Below are 17461 nucleotides of genomic sequence, written 5' to 3' on the forward strand. Positions count from 1 at the left end.
GTATTCCTCCAATTAGTAATTTACTTTTGTATTTAATTATAATTATAGTTTATAAATTTGATAATAGAAAGCAGAGCATTTAATATTGTATACAAAATATAAGAATGAAAAATGTAATATTAAAATTATGATTTATTGGAATTAAAAAAACTATTACAAAAATGTTGCGTAAATATGATATCTGTTATATATTATATATAACAGATAGAAAAACTATAAAATATATAAAGAGGGAGATAAAATGTTAAAAATAATAAATTTAACTAAATCATATAAAAATAAAAAGGCCATAGAGAATATATCTATGGAAGTTAAAGAAGGAGAAATATTTGGTTTTATAGGTCACAATGGGGCTGGTAAAACTACTACAATAAAATCCATAGTTGGAATACACAACTTTGAAGAAGGAGATGTATTAATTAATTCAAAATCTATAAAAAAATATCCAATAGAATGTAAAAAAGAAATAGCATATATTCCTGATAATCCAGATTTATATGAGTCACTTACTGGAATAGGGTATTTAAATTTTATTGCAGATATATTTAAAGTAGAGAAAAAAGAAAGAGAAGAAAAAATAAAATATTACTCAAAGGAATTTGAAATAGACAAGGCCTTAGGAGATTTAATTTCATCTTATTCTCATGGAATGAAACAAAAGTTAGCTATTATATCGGCATTGATGCACAGTCCTAAAATATTAATATTAGATGAACCTTTTGTAGGACTAGATCCTAAAGCCGCATTTACTTTAAAAGAAATTATGAAGGAATTTTGTAACAATGGTGGGTGCATATTTTTCTCTACACATGTATTAGAAGTAGCAGAAAAAATTTGTGATAAAATTGCCATAATTAAAGATGGAAAATTAGTAACTTATGGAGAAACTGAAAAAGTTAAAGGCGATAAATCCCTTGAGAATATATTTATGGAGATGATTAATAATGAGCAATTTAGCTTTGTTAATGAAAAATAGTTTAATAAATGAAAGTGGAATTAATAAATTAAAATATGCTGATAAAAATGAGAAAATAAAAGCAATATGTATGGTTTTGATAATAGTGTTTACTGTGATTATGTTAAGTGTTTATGGTTTTGCAGCATGTTTTTATTTATCAGATTTTTTAGTTAAAATAAATCAAATGGAACTACTTCTTATTTTAGGGATTATAGGATGTACCATGGCAACATTTTTTACTTCAATATATAAAGCATCTTCATATCTTTTTCAAAGCAAAGATTATGAAATGTTGACAAGTTTACCAATAAAGCAATCTAGCATATTAAGTAGTAAAATTATAATGCTAGTTATTAATAATTATTTATTTGCGCTACCATGTTTACTTATACCTGGAATAGTATATTTTATAAAAGTTAATACTGGAGTACTATACTTTCCATTTTTAATAATATTAATTTTGACAACACCCTTAATACCAACAGTAATTTCATCAGTTATAGCATTTGTAATTACGAATATTTCATCAAGAAGTAAGAAAAATAATTTACTATCAATAATATTAAACTTATTATTAGTTGCTATAGTTTTACTTTTATCTTTTAATCTACAAAATGTTATGATGAACATTATCCAAAATAGTAGCTCTATTATTGAAGCTACACAAAAATTTTATATGCCTGCTTATTATTTTGTAGATGCATTAAAAAACGATAACATAGGATCTTTATTAATATTTGTATTAATTTCCATAGTTCCAACAGTTTTGTTTATATATTTATTTGCAAATAATTTTAACAATATAAATAGCAAATTAAGTGAAACTTACAAAGCTAATAATTATAAATTTAAAGATCTAAAATTATCAAAGCCTGTAATAGCTTTATTAAAAAAAGAATTTAAAAGATATTTTTCATCAACAGTATATGTAATGAATACTTTTGTAGGAATGATAATGTTAGTCATATTTACTGTTGCAATAGTTGTAATAGGATATGATAAAATTGCTCAAATATTAGAGATAGCTGTAGTAAAAGAGATGATTGCACTTCAAATTATAGGAATAACATTATTTTGTATAATAATGACTAATACAGCTTGTGTTTCAATTTCTTTAGAGGGTAAAAACTTGTGGATTTTAAAATCATCTCCAATTAAAGAAATAGATATCTTTAAAAGCAAGATTTTATTAAATATTATTTTAACTATACCCATATCTATAATTTGTTTTATGGTTTTATCATTTAGATTGGGATTTGATATGATGTCTACAGTTTTAGTAATACTTACAATTATAATGATTTCAATCTTTAGTGCCACACTTGGAATATTTATTAATTTACTTTATCCCAAAATGGATTTTACAAGCGATGTAGCTGTTGTAAAAAGAGGAGCAAGTGTAATAATAAGTATGATTTCTAATATAATATTTATAGCCATAATTTGTGGACTAGGATATATCTTAAGTATAAGTAACATTAATACATTTTTAATATTTGGTAATATAATTACGATTATAAGTATTTTCATTATATATATATTATTAAAAAATAAAGGAACAAAAATATTTAGAAGTTTGTAGTAAATATATAAAATAAATATAAAATATTATATTAGAGTTGATAAATATGTGCATTAGTGCAATTTATCCACTCTATTTTTTTACATATTAAGAAATTATAGTTATATAAACTCGTTTAGAAAATGTAAAAAATACATTTTTGAGCAAGGTGGTTGCTTAAAATTTCATAGCGGCTATGCAGTGGTTAAGAGACACAAATAACTTGCAAACTAAGAAATTTATACATGAAATATAGTTGACAAAGTAAACTAAATTCTATATTATATAAAATATAGTTAACAAAGTAAACTATATTTTAAAGAGGTGAAAAAATGGATAATTTTGATTGGATAGATATGACAGTGAAAATGAATGAAGTAAGACTATTTAGCAGAACGTTAGTACATCGTTATACTCCAGCACTTGAAAGAACTAACCAAGAATACGATTTATTGTCTCAACTTCTAAAGAATGAAGAAGGTATGACGCCTATCAAACTTAGCAAAGCAATGTGCTTAAATAAAACAATTGTAAGCAGATTAATAGATAGTTTAAGTAAAAATGGATATATAACTAAAAAACCAGATATAAATGACAAAAGAAGCTATTATGTTTGTATTTCAGAGGTTGGAAAAAAAGAGTTACAAAAAATATATGAATTTTATTTATCACCAATATATAAGTTACGTAAGAAATTAGGTGATGAAGAATTTTTTAAATTGATTTCATCTATTGAAAAAGCAAATAAGATAATGAATGAAGAATAGGAGAGTGAAGAATGAGTTTTTATCAGGCTATGCAACTAGGTGCATCACAACTAAAACCTTTGATAAAAGAAGAATCAGATAAAAAACTAAAACAAAAATATATAGGGGCATTTATAACTAAAAATATTTTATGTATGCTATTTTGTATTTTAGTTGTGTCTTCCTTTAGTAATATTTTTGGAAAAGAAAATAGTATAGTAGGTGTTGTAACAGTAATATTAATACTAACTTTTAGATTTGCAAATTTAGATTTTAAGGTAAAACAGTCAGCGATTACTTTAATTGGAATTTTCTTAATATATGCAATTAGTCCTTACTTATCAAATATATCAAATCCAATATTAGGATTTATTATAAACTTTACGTCAATAATAACTATAGTAATATTAACTTGTCATAACATGATATATGCAAATCATATAGTGCTAATATTATCATATTTTCTTTTATATGGTAATGATGTTAGTAGTATAGAAGTATATTTATCTCGTGTTATTGGATTATTATTCGGTGGTATAATTGTGGCTTCAATATTTTATACTAAACATAAAAAATCAAAAAAAGAATATGATAATACTATTTTAGATGTTATAAAAGGTTTTGATATAAACACAGAGAAAAGTAGATGGCAGTTAAAACTTGCTCTTGGAGTTAATACTGCTGTACTAATAGGAGAAATTTTTCATTTTCCTAAGACAATGTGGATAGCTTTTGCATGTATGTCAGTAATTCACCAAACAACTAAGGAAAAATTAAACCTACGCTGTAAAAATAGAATAGTATTTGCAATTGTTGGCTCCATTGCCTTTTTTGTTATTTATAGAGTATTTCCAGAAAATCTTAGAACTATGATGCCACTTATGGCTGGAGTAATGGTTGGTTTTTGTGCTACTTATGAATGGCAAACAGTAGTAAATAGTTTTTCTGCATTACCATCTGCAGTTTTAACACTAGGTTTAGCAGATGCTATTACATTTCGTATAGTAAGTAATGTTTTTGGATCGCTATATAGTAAATTATTTGACTGTTTATATGACAAAGTAATTAATCATATAGACAATAGATTTAATAATGAAGACGAGGATGAACTTGAACAAATTGAAGTAAACATATAGATATTAAAAAGTCGACGAAAACTTATTCGTCGACTTTTTACGTAGTTGTATAATCTATTACATATTAAAAGCAATAATTAATATAACTATAAGTATTATGAAAGGAGAAATAAATAATATTTTTCCTTTGGTGTTTCCTATATTTACAGTCCATCCAACACCAAATCTTTTTTGTACAAATAAAGACGGATCATTAGGATTATTATAAAAAGTACCTAATAACCAGTTATTATCATCATCATCTACAGAGTAAACAGCAGTTTTAGATTTACTAGGTGATTTATAATATAAATACATTTGATATATTGCAGCTAAAATTAATGATATTGTACAAGTCCACATTACAAAAACATTAACTCCACTTGCATTAGCAGTAGCAATTAATATAGTAATAAATAAAACTTGACAAGATAAATTTACTACGAAAAAAGTAAGTGCAATTTGCTTTAAGTAATTTAAATGAAGTTTTTTACTTTCTGCAATGTCATCTGTATTTAATTTGCCTCTAGTTTTCAGAGAGTATATAGCGCTAATACATATAATAATTCCAATACCAACACTCATAATTATGGGACCTATTACAGATATAAATGATTTTTCTGAAAAAGCATCAGGTTCACCAGTTATACCCCAATGAGAAGGTATAATGTCAGGCATAGAATTATATTGAGTAATAGTATAAATCCCCATTAGCACAGTGACAACTACAGGAATTATAAATAATATGGAATATTTTTTTATAATTCTATTTTTTTCATTAATAAAATCTGTGTCTAATACTAGACGAGTTTTCTCTAATTCTAAATCTTTTATTTCTATTGACAATTCTTTTTTCAAAGCTTTTACTTTGTTATGGATATACACAAATACAGCAAACTGATATAAACAAAAAGCTAAAATGGGAAAAATAGAAGAAAGTTCATAAGCTTTAAAAACATAAATACATACTAATGTAATTATTGCAAATACAATAAATCCTATGGTAACAAGGAATTTAAATTTCTTGTCTAATGCTTTAAAATCATACTTAGTAAAATAATCACTATTTAAACTAACTCCATAAAACTGTCTTTTTCCACTTAAAGCTTGAGTGAAATATATCATAATATACAATAAAAATAATGTTGGGAGATTTATAATAACTGCCATGGTACTATTCATAATTTTTCACCTCATAATCATCAAAGAATTTATTACTAAAATCTATAAATTCCTCTTTGGATATACCTAAAAGGTAACTCTGTGCAGTTAAAAGTTCAAGCATAGATTTTATTTTTTCTGTATTTTCTTCCTTTTTAGGTAATGGCAATGTATTTACCATAGCACCTTTTCTTCTATCAACATTAATATAGCCTTCATCTTTAAGTAAATTATAAGATTTATTTACTGTATGAAGGTTTACTCCAATTTCTTCAGCCATATTTCTAACAGAAGGTAGAGATTCATTTATTTTTAAATCGCCACAGGCAATAGACTTAATAATTTCCTCGTTAATTTGTGTATATATGGGAACATCACTGTTAAAATCCAAATTTAATATCATTTTATCACTCCAAACTATAATATATATGTTATATATATTATATAACATAAAACAAATGTATTACAACTAAATTCAAAATAAAATTTGACTATTTAGGTATATGGATATATAATAATTACATTAAATAACGGAGGTGATCAGGTAAAGTGAGAAAATAATCTTATTCAAAATATATAGTTTAATAGGTTTTTTAGAGTGTTTACAAATACTCTATTTATTGAGCCTAGACTACTTTAAATTGAGGATAAGATTAATACTAAAGTACTCTAATTACCTGAAACACAAGCTAAACATAGCTTTATTTCTGTGTGTCAATACTTAGAAGAACAATTATGTCTTTCTTGATTTAAGGTAGAAAATACTTTAATTTGAGGAAGATTTTTTTATGTAATCATATGTGAATTAATTTTCCTTATGATAGGAGATGATTGTCATATCACAAATAAATATTAATAATTTGAGTTTTCAATATGATACACATGGAGAAGATATATTCAAAAATGTATCATTTAGTATAGATACTGATTGGAAACTAGGTTTAATTGGTCGAAATGGTAGAGGAAAAACAACTTTTTTAAAACTTCTAATGGGTGAGTATGAATATAGTGGAATAATTAGTAGTACGGTCAAGTTTGAATATTTCCCAATTAAAGGTGGTAACAAAAATGATACGGCCTTGGAAGTTGTAAGAAACTCTATAGCTCCATTTTCTAAATATGAAGAAGATATGGAAAAGTATTGTAATTTACCAGATAAACTAGATATTTACGGAGAAATTTTAGAAAAATATATTTATAATGATGGATATATTATAAACGAATTAATTGAAAAGGAAGTAAACTTGATTGGCTTAGATAAAAGTATACTTACTAGAAACTTTGCTACATTAAGTTCAGGTGAGCAGACGAAGCTACTTTTAGTAGGTTTATTTTTAAGAAAAAATCATTTTTTATTAATAGATGAGCCAACAAATCATTTAGATGTAGACGGAAGAGAAATTGTAGCAAAATACTTAGCAAGTAAAAAAGGATTTATAGTAGTATCTCATGACAGAGCTTTTTTAGATATAGTAGCTGATCATATACTTTCTATTAACAAAGCAAATATAGAAATACAAAAAGGCAATTTTTCAACTTATCAATTTAATAAAGATAGAGAAGATGAATTTGAGAAAGCTCAAAATGAAAAGCTACAAAAAGATATACAAAGATTACAAAAGACAGCAAAACAAAAATCAAATTGGTCTTATGAAATTGAATCAAAAAAGAAGGGTAATGGTCCTTGTGATAGAGGCTTTATAGGACATAAATCATCAAAAATGATGAAAAGAGCCAAGTGCATTGAAATAAGACAAAATAAGGCTATAGAAGAAAAATCAAAACTACTAAAGAATTTAGATATGGCTGAAAAGTTGGATTTATCCAAATCGAAGTCATCAAATATAGATGTATTAGAAGTTCATAACTTAAAAGTTAACTATGGAGATAAAGACATATTTAAGGATGTAAGTTTTAATATAAAACCTGAGGAAAGAGTTTGGTTATGTGGTAAAAATGGGTCTGGCAAATCAAGTATTATTAAATTAATAATGGGTGAAGATATTCCTCATGATGGATATGTGAAAAAAGTAGATGATATATCATATATTTCTCAAGATACATCTTATTTGAAAGGTAATCTAAATGATTTTGCAAAATCTTTAGATATAGATGTAGAATCTATTAAAAGAACTTTAGTAAAATTAGGATTTAATAATATTCAATTTGAAAAAGATATTAATGAGTGGAGCGAGGGACAAAAGAAAAAACTACTTATAAGCAAAAGCTTATGTGAAAAAGCAGAGTTATATATTTGGGATGAACCACTAAACTTTATAGATGTTATTTCTCGTATGCAAATAGAAGAGTTAATACTTAGTGAAAATCCAACAATTTTGTTTGTAGAGCATGACACTTCCTTTGGAGAAAAAATAGCAACAAAGATAGTAAACATATAAATTTATAAATAAAAGAAAGGCATGTTTAATAAAATATGCCTTTTTTATTTATAACTATAATATTAAAATAAAATTTATTTAAAGTAAGGGAATTAAAGAACCTAAATCAGTAAGTTTTTCTTTTTTAAGAGAAAGTATTTTTTTATTTCGACTATAAACAAAGTTTTTTATCTCTTTAAAATTTGGATGGTTTTCTAAGTTTCCAAAGAAAACAATAGTATCATCACTTATTAAGCCGCTACATCCACCAATAAAACCATAGTTTAATTCAAATAAATCTATATGCCCCTTATCGATTAATAGACAATCAATATTATGCTTAATAACTTCCTTATAAATTCCTTCATCAGAAGTGATAATTGAATTTTCGTCAACTATACATGTGGAACACTTACAATATCCCTGTTTGACATTAATTTTTTCCATGTTATTTTTCTCTATATAATGCAGTAGGATACTATCTGTATATTTAAAATTATGAATTACTTTATTTCCTAACATAACAATATTATACTGAATATTATTAGGATATTTATTACCAATAGGTAAGTTACCCTTAATTACATTAAAACCTAAAGGAGTTAAATTTTCATAGTAATAATCATAAACATTTGGAGCTACTAAAATATTATTATCATTCAACTTAATAACACATATATCAGGGTGACAACTTATGGCATTATAAGTTTCTTCACATTTTGCACTTTTAATTACATTTATATTAAGTTTATTTAGATTATTAATAATATCTTCATCTGCTCTATTATCAATTAATGCTAAACATATTTTCTTATTTGGAATAAATGATGATTTTATAAATTTCATTATGAACTCTCCTTGTTTTTTTCTAATTATAATATAAAACAAATAAAAAAAATAATCCATTAAATATTGGTTAATGGATTATTTTGAAAAATTAAACTATGTAGCTTTATTTATACATTTTATCTTCATTATCTAAAATTTTGTCAGCATCTATTTTTCTGTCAATAGCTATTTTTATAGCATCTTCAATTGTTTTTCCGGAAGCCATTAAACTTGTTGTATTGTAATTAATCTTATCTAATGTTCCGAAGCAAAATTTGCATCCTGTTGTGAAACAAAGAAGAGTGAAGTGACCATCATATTTTTCTTTTGAAATATAATCTGCTACGGCTATTGCATGACTTAAATCCATGTGATCCATATTACTTACAAATTTAATATCATTCTTTGAAACTATACTTTTTTCTTTTTTATCATCTAGCTTTATTAATACTTCTACTTGATTTAGTTCTTTTATAAAAACGCCTTTTGTAGTACTGTCATCGTTTTTATATAATACTCTATCTCCAAAATTCATAAAAACACCCCCCTATAAATATTATAGTAGAAAATTATATAAAATACATAAATCATAAAAAGAAATAATAAAAAAACTATGCATGTAAAATGCATAGTTTTTTTATTATTTGAACTCAACGTTATTGTTTTGTAATGTAGTTTTAAATCCTTGTAAGAAAGATTTATATCCTTCTTCTTTCTTTTTACCAAGTGGATTATCATTTTCTAAAGCATCATATGTCTCTCTACAGTAACTTGATGATGATGAGGAAATATTTTGACCTATATATTCTATAGCTGCATTTACTCCTGCATCATATATTTGACTTTTTACAGCTTCTGACAACTCTAAGTATTCAGGATAAGTATCATTTGAATTATTATTAGAAGAATTATTGTTGTTACTATTATTATTACTGTTACTATTATTGTTGCTGTTATTATTGTTATTGCTATTATTACTATTATCAACAACTGGTTTGTTCGTTTCTGGTTTTGTAACATTTTCAGTTGTATCATTTACAACTTTATCACTGCTTGACGGTTTTTCTATTGAAGTTATTATTTTAGAAATAAATGAATCATTGTAAGCATTTTTATAAATATTTGCAATAGTATATTCTTTTATTGTTGTCATTTTAACTTCGTTTTCAAAATCATCATCTTTTGATGTAGAAGAAGTTGATAATTTATCTTTATAGTATATGTAGAAATCGTTAATGTCGTAGTATTTCTTAGTAGCATTTAAAGTAGCTTTATAAAGTCTAGCTGAAATCTCATGCATTCCATTACTATCTAAAGTAACGTCTTGAGAATTTCCACTTTGATTCCCATATTTTTCAAAACATGATTTGACAACGTCAAGGCTTCCATCTTGTGTACTAGAATAAGATTTTAATAGCTCTACTAATGCTTCTTTATCTTCCTTAGAAGTGATTTCTTTTACAATAGTTTCAAACTCCTTTTGTAAATATTCATCAGAATAGTTTTCTGTTGAATAAAATGCATCTTTATAAGTTTTTGCGCTGTACTCAACACTTCCATCTAAAGCTGTAGTATCTTCAGTCATTACAAATTCCTCATCTTTAGATTTATTACATCCAACTAAAAAAGCTAATGGAAGACTTAGAGCAATTATAAGACTAAGTATTTTTTTATTCATATTTCTCTCCTTTTATTTAAACAAAGAATTTAATAATAAATATTTAAAAATTTATTATAGTAGATATTCTATCATATTTTGTCAATTTAGAATACTATTTGTAGGAATAATTAAGAAAAACCATGGTTAGCACACGTATAAAATGTAATAAAATTAAATTAGGAAGAAAAATTTATGACTAAAGGGGGAAAGTATTTATGGAAAATATATGTATATTAAATTTCAATAATACTTATAAAAATCAAGACTTTTACAAAAATAAGAATTACAAAATAGTTGATTTAAGTGACTTAAAAAATGTTAGTAGATATTGTGACGAAAGGTCTCTAGAAATGATACGGGAAAAAATTAGTAAATTTTATGATTCAAAGATAAAATTTATTGATTCTGGCAATTATCATTATGTTACCTATTTATTATTGGAAAAAATTAAGCAACCATTTATTTTAGTTTTATTTGACCATCATACAGATATGCAACCTTCATTTTTTAAGGAGTTAATGTCTTGTGGTTGTTGGGTAAAAAAAACATTGGATAAAAATGAATATATTCAAAAAGTGATAATCATTGGAGCAAGGGAAAAACAAATTAATTTAATTGAGGAAAAATATAGAGATAAAATAATTTGTTTTAGTGAGGAGTTTATTGAAGAAGAGTATAACTGGGAGGCGTTTTCACAAAAATATATTAATTATCCCATATATATTTCCATTGATAAAGATATTATAAATCCTAAAGAAGCTAAAACTGATTGGGACCAAGGAAATCTTACATTAAATGAATTAAAGGAAATTTATATAGGGATATGTAAAAAACATGAAATAATAGGCATTGATATTTGCGGTGATTCTTCTTATGATAGTGAACTATTATTCAATAATTACAATAAAATAAATAATAAAAGCAATAAAGAGATATTACATATAATAGAAGAAGAGCTTATCGATGAATTAGAAGTAAACGTATAGATAAAGGGCTAAATATATTAAATTTATTAATATATTTAGCTTTTTTTCGTATATATATTAATAAAAATGATAATGATTATTTATTGACAATGATTCTCAATGATGATAAACTTATATTACAAAAATGATTCAGGGAGAGAGGAAATACTATGATAAGAAAAGGTCAATTAGTAAAGAATACAGCAATTACTTTAGCAATAATATCAGTATTTGGAAGTACGTTAACTCCGGTAAGTGCTGCAGAGATAATGAAAAATTCTACGGCAATTACTCAATATGTAGAAGGAACATATGATATAAGCGTTAAGTTAAGAAAAACAAATTCTTCTACAGAAAATTCAATGGCTAATAAATATTTAAAGTCTTCTAAAATAGAAGTATCAAAAGGAAAGATGTACATGACAATGACATTTGAGGGAGATGAACAATATAAAATAGCTACATTGTTACAAAAGGTACAACCGGTTATTAATGGTAAGGAAGTAACAGGCGTAAAAACTACTAATAATAGTTCTGAAAATACAAAAACTATTAAATTTGAAATAAACTCATTGGAAGATAAAATAAGTCTTAATTTAGAAATGAATATAGGATTTGTAATTACAGCATCTTGTGATGTTGAGATGGGAAAAATAAATATACCTACAGTTCCTGATGATGATGCAGTTACTTCACCAACTCCAAGTGTGCCAGATGAAGGTGAAAATGATAAGGAAGATATCAAAGAAAATGAAAAAAATCTAGAAACTGTACTAAAACATGAAACACAAGATAAAGATTCATCAGCAAATAGATATTTACAATCAAGTAAATTAAAAACAGTAGGAAATAAAAAGTATATGGTGATGAATTTTAATAATGGTAATATGTTCACTGCAATGAAAGCTTCAGTAAATGGAAAAGAAGTTGATACTAAGTTTGAATATGATGAAAAAAGTGATATAGCAACAGTAGAATTTGAAGTATCTTCATTAGAAGATAAAATGTTATTAACTTTCACATACAACACTCCAATAGGAAGTATGACACATTCAGCTAGAATCCAATCTAAAATAGCAGGAACTGAAGATGGAGGAGAAACAACTCCACCAAATGATAATGAAGAAGATAAAGATAATAACGGATCAGGTTCAAATAACGGATTAGGAAGTGGATCAGATAATGGGACAGGAAATGGTTCGAATAATAATTCAGGAAGTGGATCTAACTCAAACTCATCTAATTCAAGCAATACATATAAAAATGGGTATTATCAATTAAAAAATATTCTTCACTGTGATAATGCCGTAGGATATCAAATGGTAAGAAATTTATTAAGTGAAACTACTAATATGGAAGTTGAAAATGGAAAGACATATGTAACATTAAGAATGTCATCATATAGCTTAATGGGTGATATTACTATGAAGGTTAATAATAAAACAGCTAAGTTTACTAAAAATGTAATAAATAATGATACAGTTGAATTTACAGTAGAAGTGCCAAATTTAAATGCAAAAATAACAATGGGTATGTTTGTAACAGCAATGAATAAAACAGTAGACTTTGGAGTTTCTTTTGATAAAAGTACAGTTAAGTTTATAAGTTCAAATGAAGAGCCGACAATTCCAGGTTCAAATGGTTCAAGTACAAATAATAGTGGGAATACTAACTCGTCATCAAATAATTCAAATAGTGGTTCAAATAATACAGTAGTAGAAAATAACGCTGCAAAAGGTAAGTTATATACTATAAAAAATGAAATAGTATCAGATAGTGCAACTGGTAGAGAAATGGCTAGAAAATACTTAAATTCTACTACAAAAATAGAAGAAATTAATGGAAAAATGTATGCAACTTTAACATTTACAGGTGTTGATTTAATGAGTAATCACAAAATTTACGTAAATGGAAGTTTAGTAAATTATACTGTAACTGCTAGTAGCTCAAGTTCAAAATCGATAAGATTTGCAATACCTGATATAAATGCAGATATTAAAGTTCAAGTTTATGTAATTCCAATGAACTCAACAGTAACATTTGGAGTTAAATTATTAGAAGATACATTAACATTTGTAAAAGATTTTGATGTGAAAGATGGAAATCTTCCACAAACAGGTAGTGCTTTTGGTAGTGAAATTTTATTAGGACTTGGTGGATTATTAACTGCAAGTGGAGCGCTACTTAGAAGAAAAAGAAAGTAGGACAAAATAAATGAAAAAAATTAAGAATATATTTCTTGTAGCCATATTTTCAATAATTATGAGTACTCAAGTTTTAGTATCAAATGCAGCTGAGCTTAAGGAACTAGAAAGTGGAATTTATGAAATAAGTAATGATGTTTACCATGAACAAGAAATTGGGATGAATATGGCTAGACAATATTTAGATGAAAATATGACGTTAGAAAAAAGAGAAGGCAAATGGTATTATACAATAAAATTCAGTGGCACTAATTATATGAACAACCATAGAATATGTTTAAATGGAAAAGAAATTGAGGCTGAAGCAATAAATGAAAATGCAGATAAAAATACAGTAGAATTTAAATTTGAAACAGACTCTATAACTCCTAAATTAAGTACAAAAATATATGTGGATGCCATGGAAAGAGATGTGGAGTTTGATATAATTCCAAAGAAAGACACTTTAAAATTAGTAAAAGCCGTAGAAGAGCCAAAAGAAGAAGTTAAAGCAGAAAGTACAAAAAAAGAAAATAAAGAAAATTCGAAAGAAGTAAGAGAAGATTCTTCAAATAAAACAATTTTTATAGGTGTTGGAGTAGTATTAGCAGTAATAATTATAGTATTAGTTTTAAGAAAATTAAAAAAATAGTTTATGAAAAATAAAATTTCAAAACTTTTAATTTCTATGGGCCTATTAATTATAATAGGCTCTTTAACTCTAACTGCTTACTCCAAATATATTGATAAAAAGGCTTTAACTTCTTTTGAAAAAAAAATAGAAAGTCAACAAAATGAAAATAAAAAGGTAAAACCAAAAATAAATCCTGGAGATGAAATTGGAATTATAGAAATAGAATCTGTAAATTTAAAAAATGTAATAGTAGAGTCTACGGATGATAAATATTTAAATCATCATGTAACTCATTTTGAAGAAAGTGTAATGCCAGGGGAAGATGGTAATTTTGCACTAGCTGGTCATAGTAGTACTTATTATTACAATCAAGTATTTAATGAAGTTCACAAGGTTAAAGTTGGAGACAAAATAAAAATAACAACAATAGATGATGAATTTATTTATACAATAACTGAAACGAGAGTTGTTGAGTCAGATGAAATAGGTGTGTTAGATCAAGATATGACTAAGAAAGAAATTACATTAGTAACTTGTACTAGTGGTGGGATACAAAGGTTTATAGTAAAAGGTGAAATAAAATAGAAGAAATTATAAAAGAAATTATTGTTATGTAAAAGAGAGGGAAGAAAAAGATGAGCTTAAAGAAGAAAATAGTTGGATTACTTTCAGTGGCAACTTTAGCTTTAATGGTTGGTTGCTCAAGTAATGAAAGTAATGAAAATAAAGTTACAAATAGCAGTGATAAAAAGGTAGTAGTTGCAACATCAGTTGCTGTAACAGAAATTTTAGATAAATTAGGTGTTGAAGTAAGTGGTGTTCCAACTACTTCCTATGAATTACCGAAAAGTGTAAAAAATGCAACGAAAGTTGGTAATCCTATGAGCCCAGATTTAGAAATAATAAAATCTCTAAATCCAACTTGTGTGGTTTCTGTAGATACATTAGGATCTGACTTTGAAAAGAAATTTACAGAAAATAATATACCAAGTAAGTTTGTTAATTTAAGTAATGTTGACGGACTAAAAAAAACAATTCTAGAATTAGGTAAAGAATTTGATAAAAAAGAAAAAGCCGATGAAATAATAGAAGAATTAGAAAAAAAAGAAAAAGAATTAACTTTAAATAATAAAAAAAATGATGAAGAAGTTCTTATATTATTTGGAGCACCTGGATCTGTAATGGTTTCAACGGATTTATCTTACGTAGGTAATTTAGTGAAAATCGCTGGTGGTAACAATATTTTTGAAAGTGAAACTTCATCTTTCATGCAAGTGAATATGGAAGAAATAATTAAAAGAAATCCTGACAAAATTCTTATAATGACACACGCTGTTCCTGAGGAAGCAAAGAAAACTGTTGAAGAAGAGTTTGCTAAAGAAAGTTGGAAACAATTAGATGCTATAAAAAACAATAAAGTGTATTATCTTGAAAACGGATATTTTGGAATGAGTGCAAACTTAAAAGTTATAGAAGCACTAGATAAGATGGGAGTTATCTTAAATGAGTAATAAAAGTTTAGACAGGAAAAAAACATTATATATAGTTGCTTCAGTAATATTTTTATTTATTGTATCTCTAGTATCAATGAAATTAGGTTCTTTAGACATATCTTATGGTGAGTTAATAAAAGGTATCTTTATAAATTCAAATGAAGGTAATATGTCAATTATAAGAGAATTGAGATTTCCTAGAATTATTATTGCCGTATTAGTTGGTGGAAACTTGGCCATATGTGGTGTGCTTTTACAAGTTGTTGTAAAAAATCCTTTAGCAGACCCAGGTATAACAGGAATTTCTGCAGGAGCATCATTAGTTGCAGTGTTAATAATGGTACTTTTTCCAGGACTTAGTAATTTAAAACCTATATTAGCTTTTTGTGGAGGATTAATTTCAGCATTATTAGTATTCTCCATAGCTTATGACAAAGGATTTTCACCTCTTAGAATAATTTTAGCAGGGGTTGCTATAAATGCCATGCTTTCTGCCATGTCATCTATACTAACAACTGTAAATTCAACGGGAATATCATCAGTTACAAATTGGTTAAATGGTAGCTTGGCAACAGTAACATGGTCAGATGCAAAAATGTTAGTTATTTATTCTTTAATAGGTGTATTAATATCATTTACTTTAAGGCAAACTTGCAATTTAATGAGTCTTGGAGATAAAACAGCAAAGAGTTTAGGTGTGAACATTAATAAACAAAGAGTAATAATATCAGCTGTTGCTGTATTTTTAGCAAGTATAAGTACAGGTGTAGCAGGAATTATATCTTTTGTAGGATTAATAGTACCACATATAGGAAGGTTTTTAATAGGGTCAGATCACAAATATCTAATACCTTTTTCTTTCACCATGGGAGCTATACTACTTTTAATAGCTGATACAGTGGGAAGATGTTTATTTGTACCTTACGAAATACCAGTTGGTCTTGTTATGTCAGTAATAGGTGGGCCATTCTTTATATTCTTATTAAGAAGGAGTATGAAAAAATGTTAAGAGGAGAGAATATAAGCTTTTCTTATAATAAAGACAAAGCTTTCATAGAAAATTTAAATATAAATATTCCAAAAGGGAAAATAACTACTATTTTAGGTCCAAATGGAAGTGGTAAATCCACATTGCTTAGTATTTTATCAACTTACAACAAGGCATCAAAAGGAAATGTTTATTTAGAAGATAAAAATTTGAAGAATTTAAAAACGAAAGAAATTGCAAGGCTTATTGCCACTGTTCATCAACACAATGAATCACCAACTGATTTAGATGTGGAGGCTTTAGTTAGTTATGGTAGAGTTCCTCATAATAAACATTGTAAGGACAAAAATGAGGACGAAAAAATAATAGATTGGGCAATTAAGTCAACGAATTTAGAGGATATAAAAGATAACAAAGTTATGAGTTTATCTGGTGGTCAAAGACAACGAGCTTTCATAGCTATGGCTCTAGCACAAAAGACAGACGTACTACTTCTTGATGAGCCTACAACTTATCTTGATATTTATCATCAAATTGAAATACTTGAACTTGTGAAAAAATTAAATGAAGATCATAAAATAACAATAATTATGGTTCTTCATGATATAAATCAAGCAATAAAATACAGTGATAATATTGTGATTATGAAAGATGGAAAAATAATAGAAGAAGGAAACCCGCAAAAAGTTATAAATGAAAATACAATAAAATCTGTTTACAATGTAGAAGGCGTAATTTGCAATATAGACAAAGAAGAAATGTATTTTGTTCCAACAAAAGCATGTTAGGAG

The 17461-nt window shown here is 26.1% G+C and carries 17 protein-coding genes; 12 read left to right on the forward strand and 5 right to left on the reverse strand.

The annotated features are described in order from the left end of the window. Positions 1-241: 241 nt before the first annotated feature. The 4 genes from TEGL_RS09050 to TEGL_RS09065 all read left to right on the forward strand — a co-directional run bounded on the left by TEGL_RS09050 (position 242) and on the right by TEGL_RS09065 (position 4401). Positions 242-976, forward strand: a complete 735-nt coding sequence (locus TEGL_RS09050; protein ID WP_018591133.1) for an ABC transporter ATP-binding protein — start codon at positions 242-244, stop codon at positions 974-976. Next, entirely contained in the window at positions 945-2540 is a 1596-nt protein-coding gene (locus tag TEGL_RS09055; protein ID WP_018591132.1) for a putative ABC transporter permease subunit, read from the forward strand. The genes TEGL_RS09050 and TEGL_RS09055 overlap by 32 nt, the downstream gene beginning before the upstream one ends. A 311-nt stretch (positions 2541-2851) precedes the next feature. Beyond that, complete coding sequence (locus TEGL_RS09060; RefSeq protein ID WP_018591131.1) at positions 2852-3286, forward strand: MarR family winged helix-turn-helix transcriptional regulator; 435 nt, start codon at positions 2852-2854, stop codon at positions 3284-3286. A gap of 11 nt (positions 3287-3297) precedes the next feature. Continuing rightward, positions 3298-4401, forward strand: coding sequence for an FUSC family protein (locus TEGL_RS09065; protein ID WP_018591130.1), 1104 nt, complete (start codon positions 3298-3300; stop codon positions 4399-4401). Between the two features lie 57 nt (positions 4402-4458). Here the strand turns inward: TEGL_RS09065 and TEGL_RS09070 are convergent, their stop codons facing one another. Next, positions 4459-5562, reverse strand: a complete 1104-nt coding sequence (locus TEGL_RS09070; RefSeq protein ID WP_018591129.1) for a DUF5808 domain-containing protein — start codon at positions 5560-5562, stop codon at positions 4459-4461. Next, positions 5555-5944, reverse strand: coding sequence for a GntR family transcriptional regulator (locus TEGL_RS09075; protein WP_018591128.1), 390 nt, complete (start codon positions 5942-5944; stop codon positions 5555-5557). The genes TEGL_RS09070 and TEGL_RS09075 overlap by 8 nt, the downstream gene beginning before the upstream one ends. 457 nt (positions 5945-6401) lie before the next feature. Here TEGL_RS09075 and abc-f point away from each other — a divergent pair, with 457 nt between their 5' ends. Beyond that, positions 6402-7940: a ribosomal protection-like ABC-F family protein gene (gene abc-f / locus TEGL_RS09080; protein ID WP_018591127.1), complete on the forward strand. Its 1539-nt coding sequence runs from the start codon at positions 6402-6404 to the stop codon at positions 7938-7940. 78 nt (positions 7941-8018) lie between these two features. On the opposite strand, the gene TEGL_RS09085 is transcribed toward abc-f, so the two are convergent. From TEGL_RS09085 to TEGL_RS09095, 3 genes are all read right to left on the reverse strand, one after another. Beyond that, positions 8019-8765, reverse strand: a complete 747-nt coding sequence (locus TEGL_RS09085; protein WP_018591126.1) for a DUF6873 family GME fold protein — start codon at positions 8763-8765, stop codon at positions 8019-8021. A gap of 106 nt (positions 8766-8871) precedes the next feature. Beyond that, positions 8872-9282, reverse strand: a complete 411-nt coding sequence (locus TEGL_RS09090; protein ID WP_018591125.1) for a hypothetical protein — start codon at positions 9280-9282, stop codon at positions 8872-8874. Between the two features lie 105 nt (positions 9283-9387). Beyond that, positions 9388-10425 (reverse strand): hypothetical protein, encoded by a 1038-nt coding sequence (locus TEGL_RS09095; RefSeq protein WP_018591124.1) that lies wholly within the window; start codon positions 10423-10425, stop codon positions 9388-9390. A 197-nt stretch (positions 10426-10622) separates the two neighbouring features. Here TEGL_RS09095 and TEGL_RS09100 point away from each other — a divergent pair, with 197 nt between their 5' ends. The 7 genes from TEGL_RS09100 (at position 10623) to TEGL_RS09130 (ending at position 17458) form a co-directional block, all read left to right on the forward strand. Beyond that, positions 10623-11393: an arginase family protein gene (locus TEGL_RS09100; protein ID WP_018591123.1), complete on the forward strand. Its 771-nt coding sequence runs from the start codon at positions 10623-10625 to the stop codon at positions 11391-11393. A gap of 149 nt (positions 11394-11542) precedes the next feature. Then, complete coding sequence (locus TEGL_RS09105; RefSeq protein ID WP_018591122.1) at positions 11543-13576, forward strand: NEAT domain-containing protein; 2034 nt, start codon at positions 11543-11545, stop codon at positions 13574-13576. A gap of 10 nt (positions 13577-13586) precedes the next feature. After that, positions 13587-14207 carry an NEAT domain-containing protein gene (locus tag TEGL_RS09110; protein ID WP_018591121.1) on the forward strand — a complete coding sequence of 207 codons (621 nt, stop codon included), beginning with the start codon at positions 13587-13589 and terminating at the stop codon, positions 14205-14207. A gap of 3 nt (positions 14208-14210) precedes the next feature. Continuing rightward, the gene (locus TEGL_RS09115) at positions 14211-14774 is read left to right on the forward strand and encodes a class D sortase (RefSeq protein ID WP_018591120.1); all 564 of its coding nucleotides are present in this window, start codon (positions 14211-14213) and stop codon (positions 14772-14774) included. A 50-nt stretch (positions 14775-14824) separates the two neighbouring features. Then, positions 14825-15700 carry a heme ABC transporter substrate-binding protein IsdE gene (isdE, locus tag TEGL_RS09120; protein WP_018591119.1) on the forward strand — a complete coding sequence of 292 codons (876 nt, stop codon included), beginning with the start codon at positions 14825-14827 and terminating at the stop codon, positions 15698-15700. Continuing rightward, entirely contained in the window at positions 15693-16691 is a 999-nt protein-coding gene (locus tag TEGL_RS09125; RefSeq protein ID WP_018591118.1) for a FecCD family ABC transporter permease, read from the forward strand. The genes isdE and TEGL_RS09125 overlap by 8 nt, the downstream gene beginning before the upstream one ends. Beyond that, complete coding sequence (locus TEGL_RS09130) at positions 16685-17458, forward strand: ABC transporter ATP-binding protein (protein WP_018591117.1); 774 nt, start codon at positions 16685-16687, stop codon at positions 17456-17458. The genes TEGL_RS09125 and TEGL_RS09130 overlap by 7 nt, the downstream gene beginning before the upstream one ends. Positions 17459-17461: the final 3 nt, after the last annotated feature.

Source organism: Terrisporobacter glycolicus ATCC 14880 = DSM 1288, assembly GCF_036812735.1.
In the GTDB taxonomy this organism is placed as follows: Bacteria; Bacillota; Clostridia; order Peptostreptococcales; family Peptostreptococcaceae; genus Terrisporobacter; species Terrisporobacter glycolicus.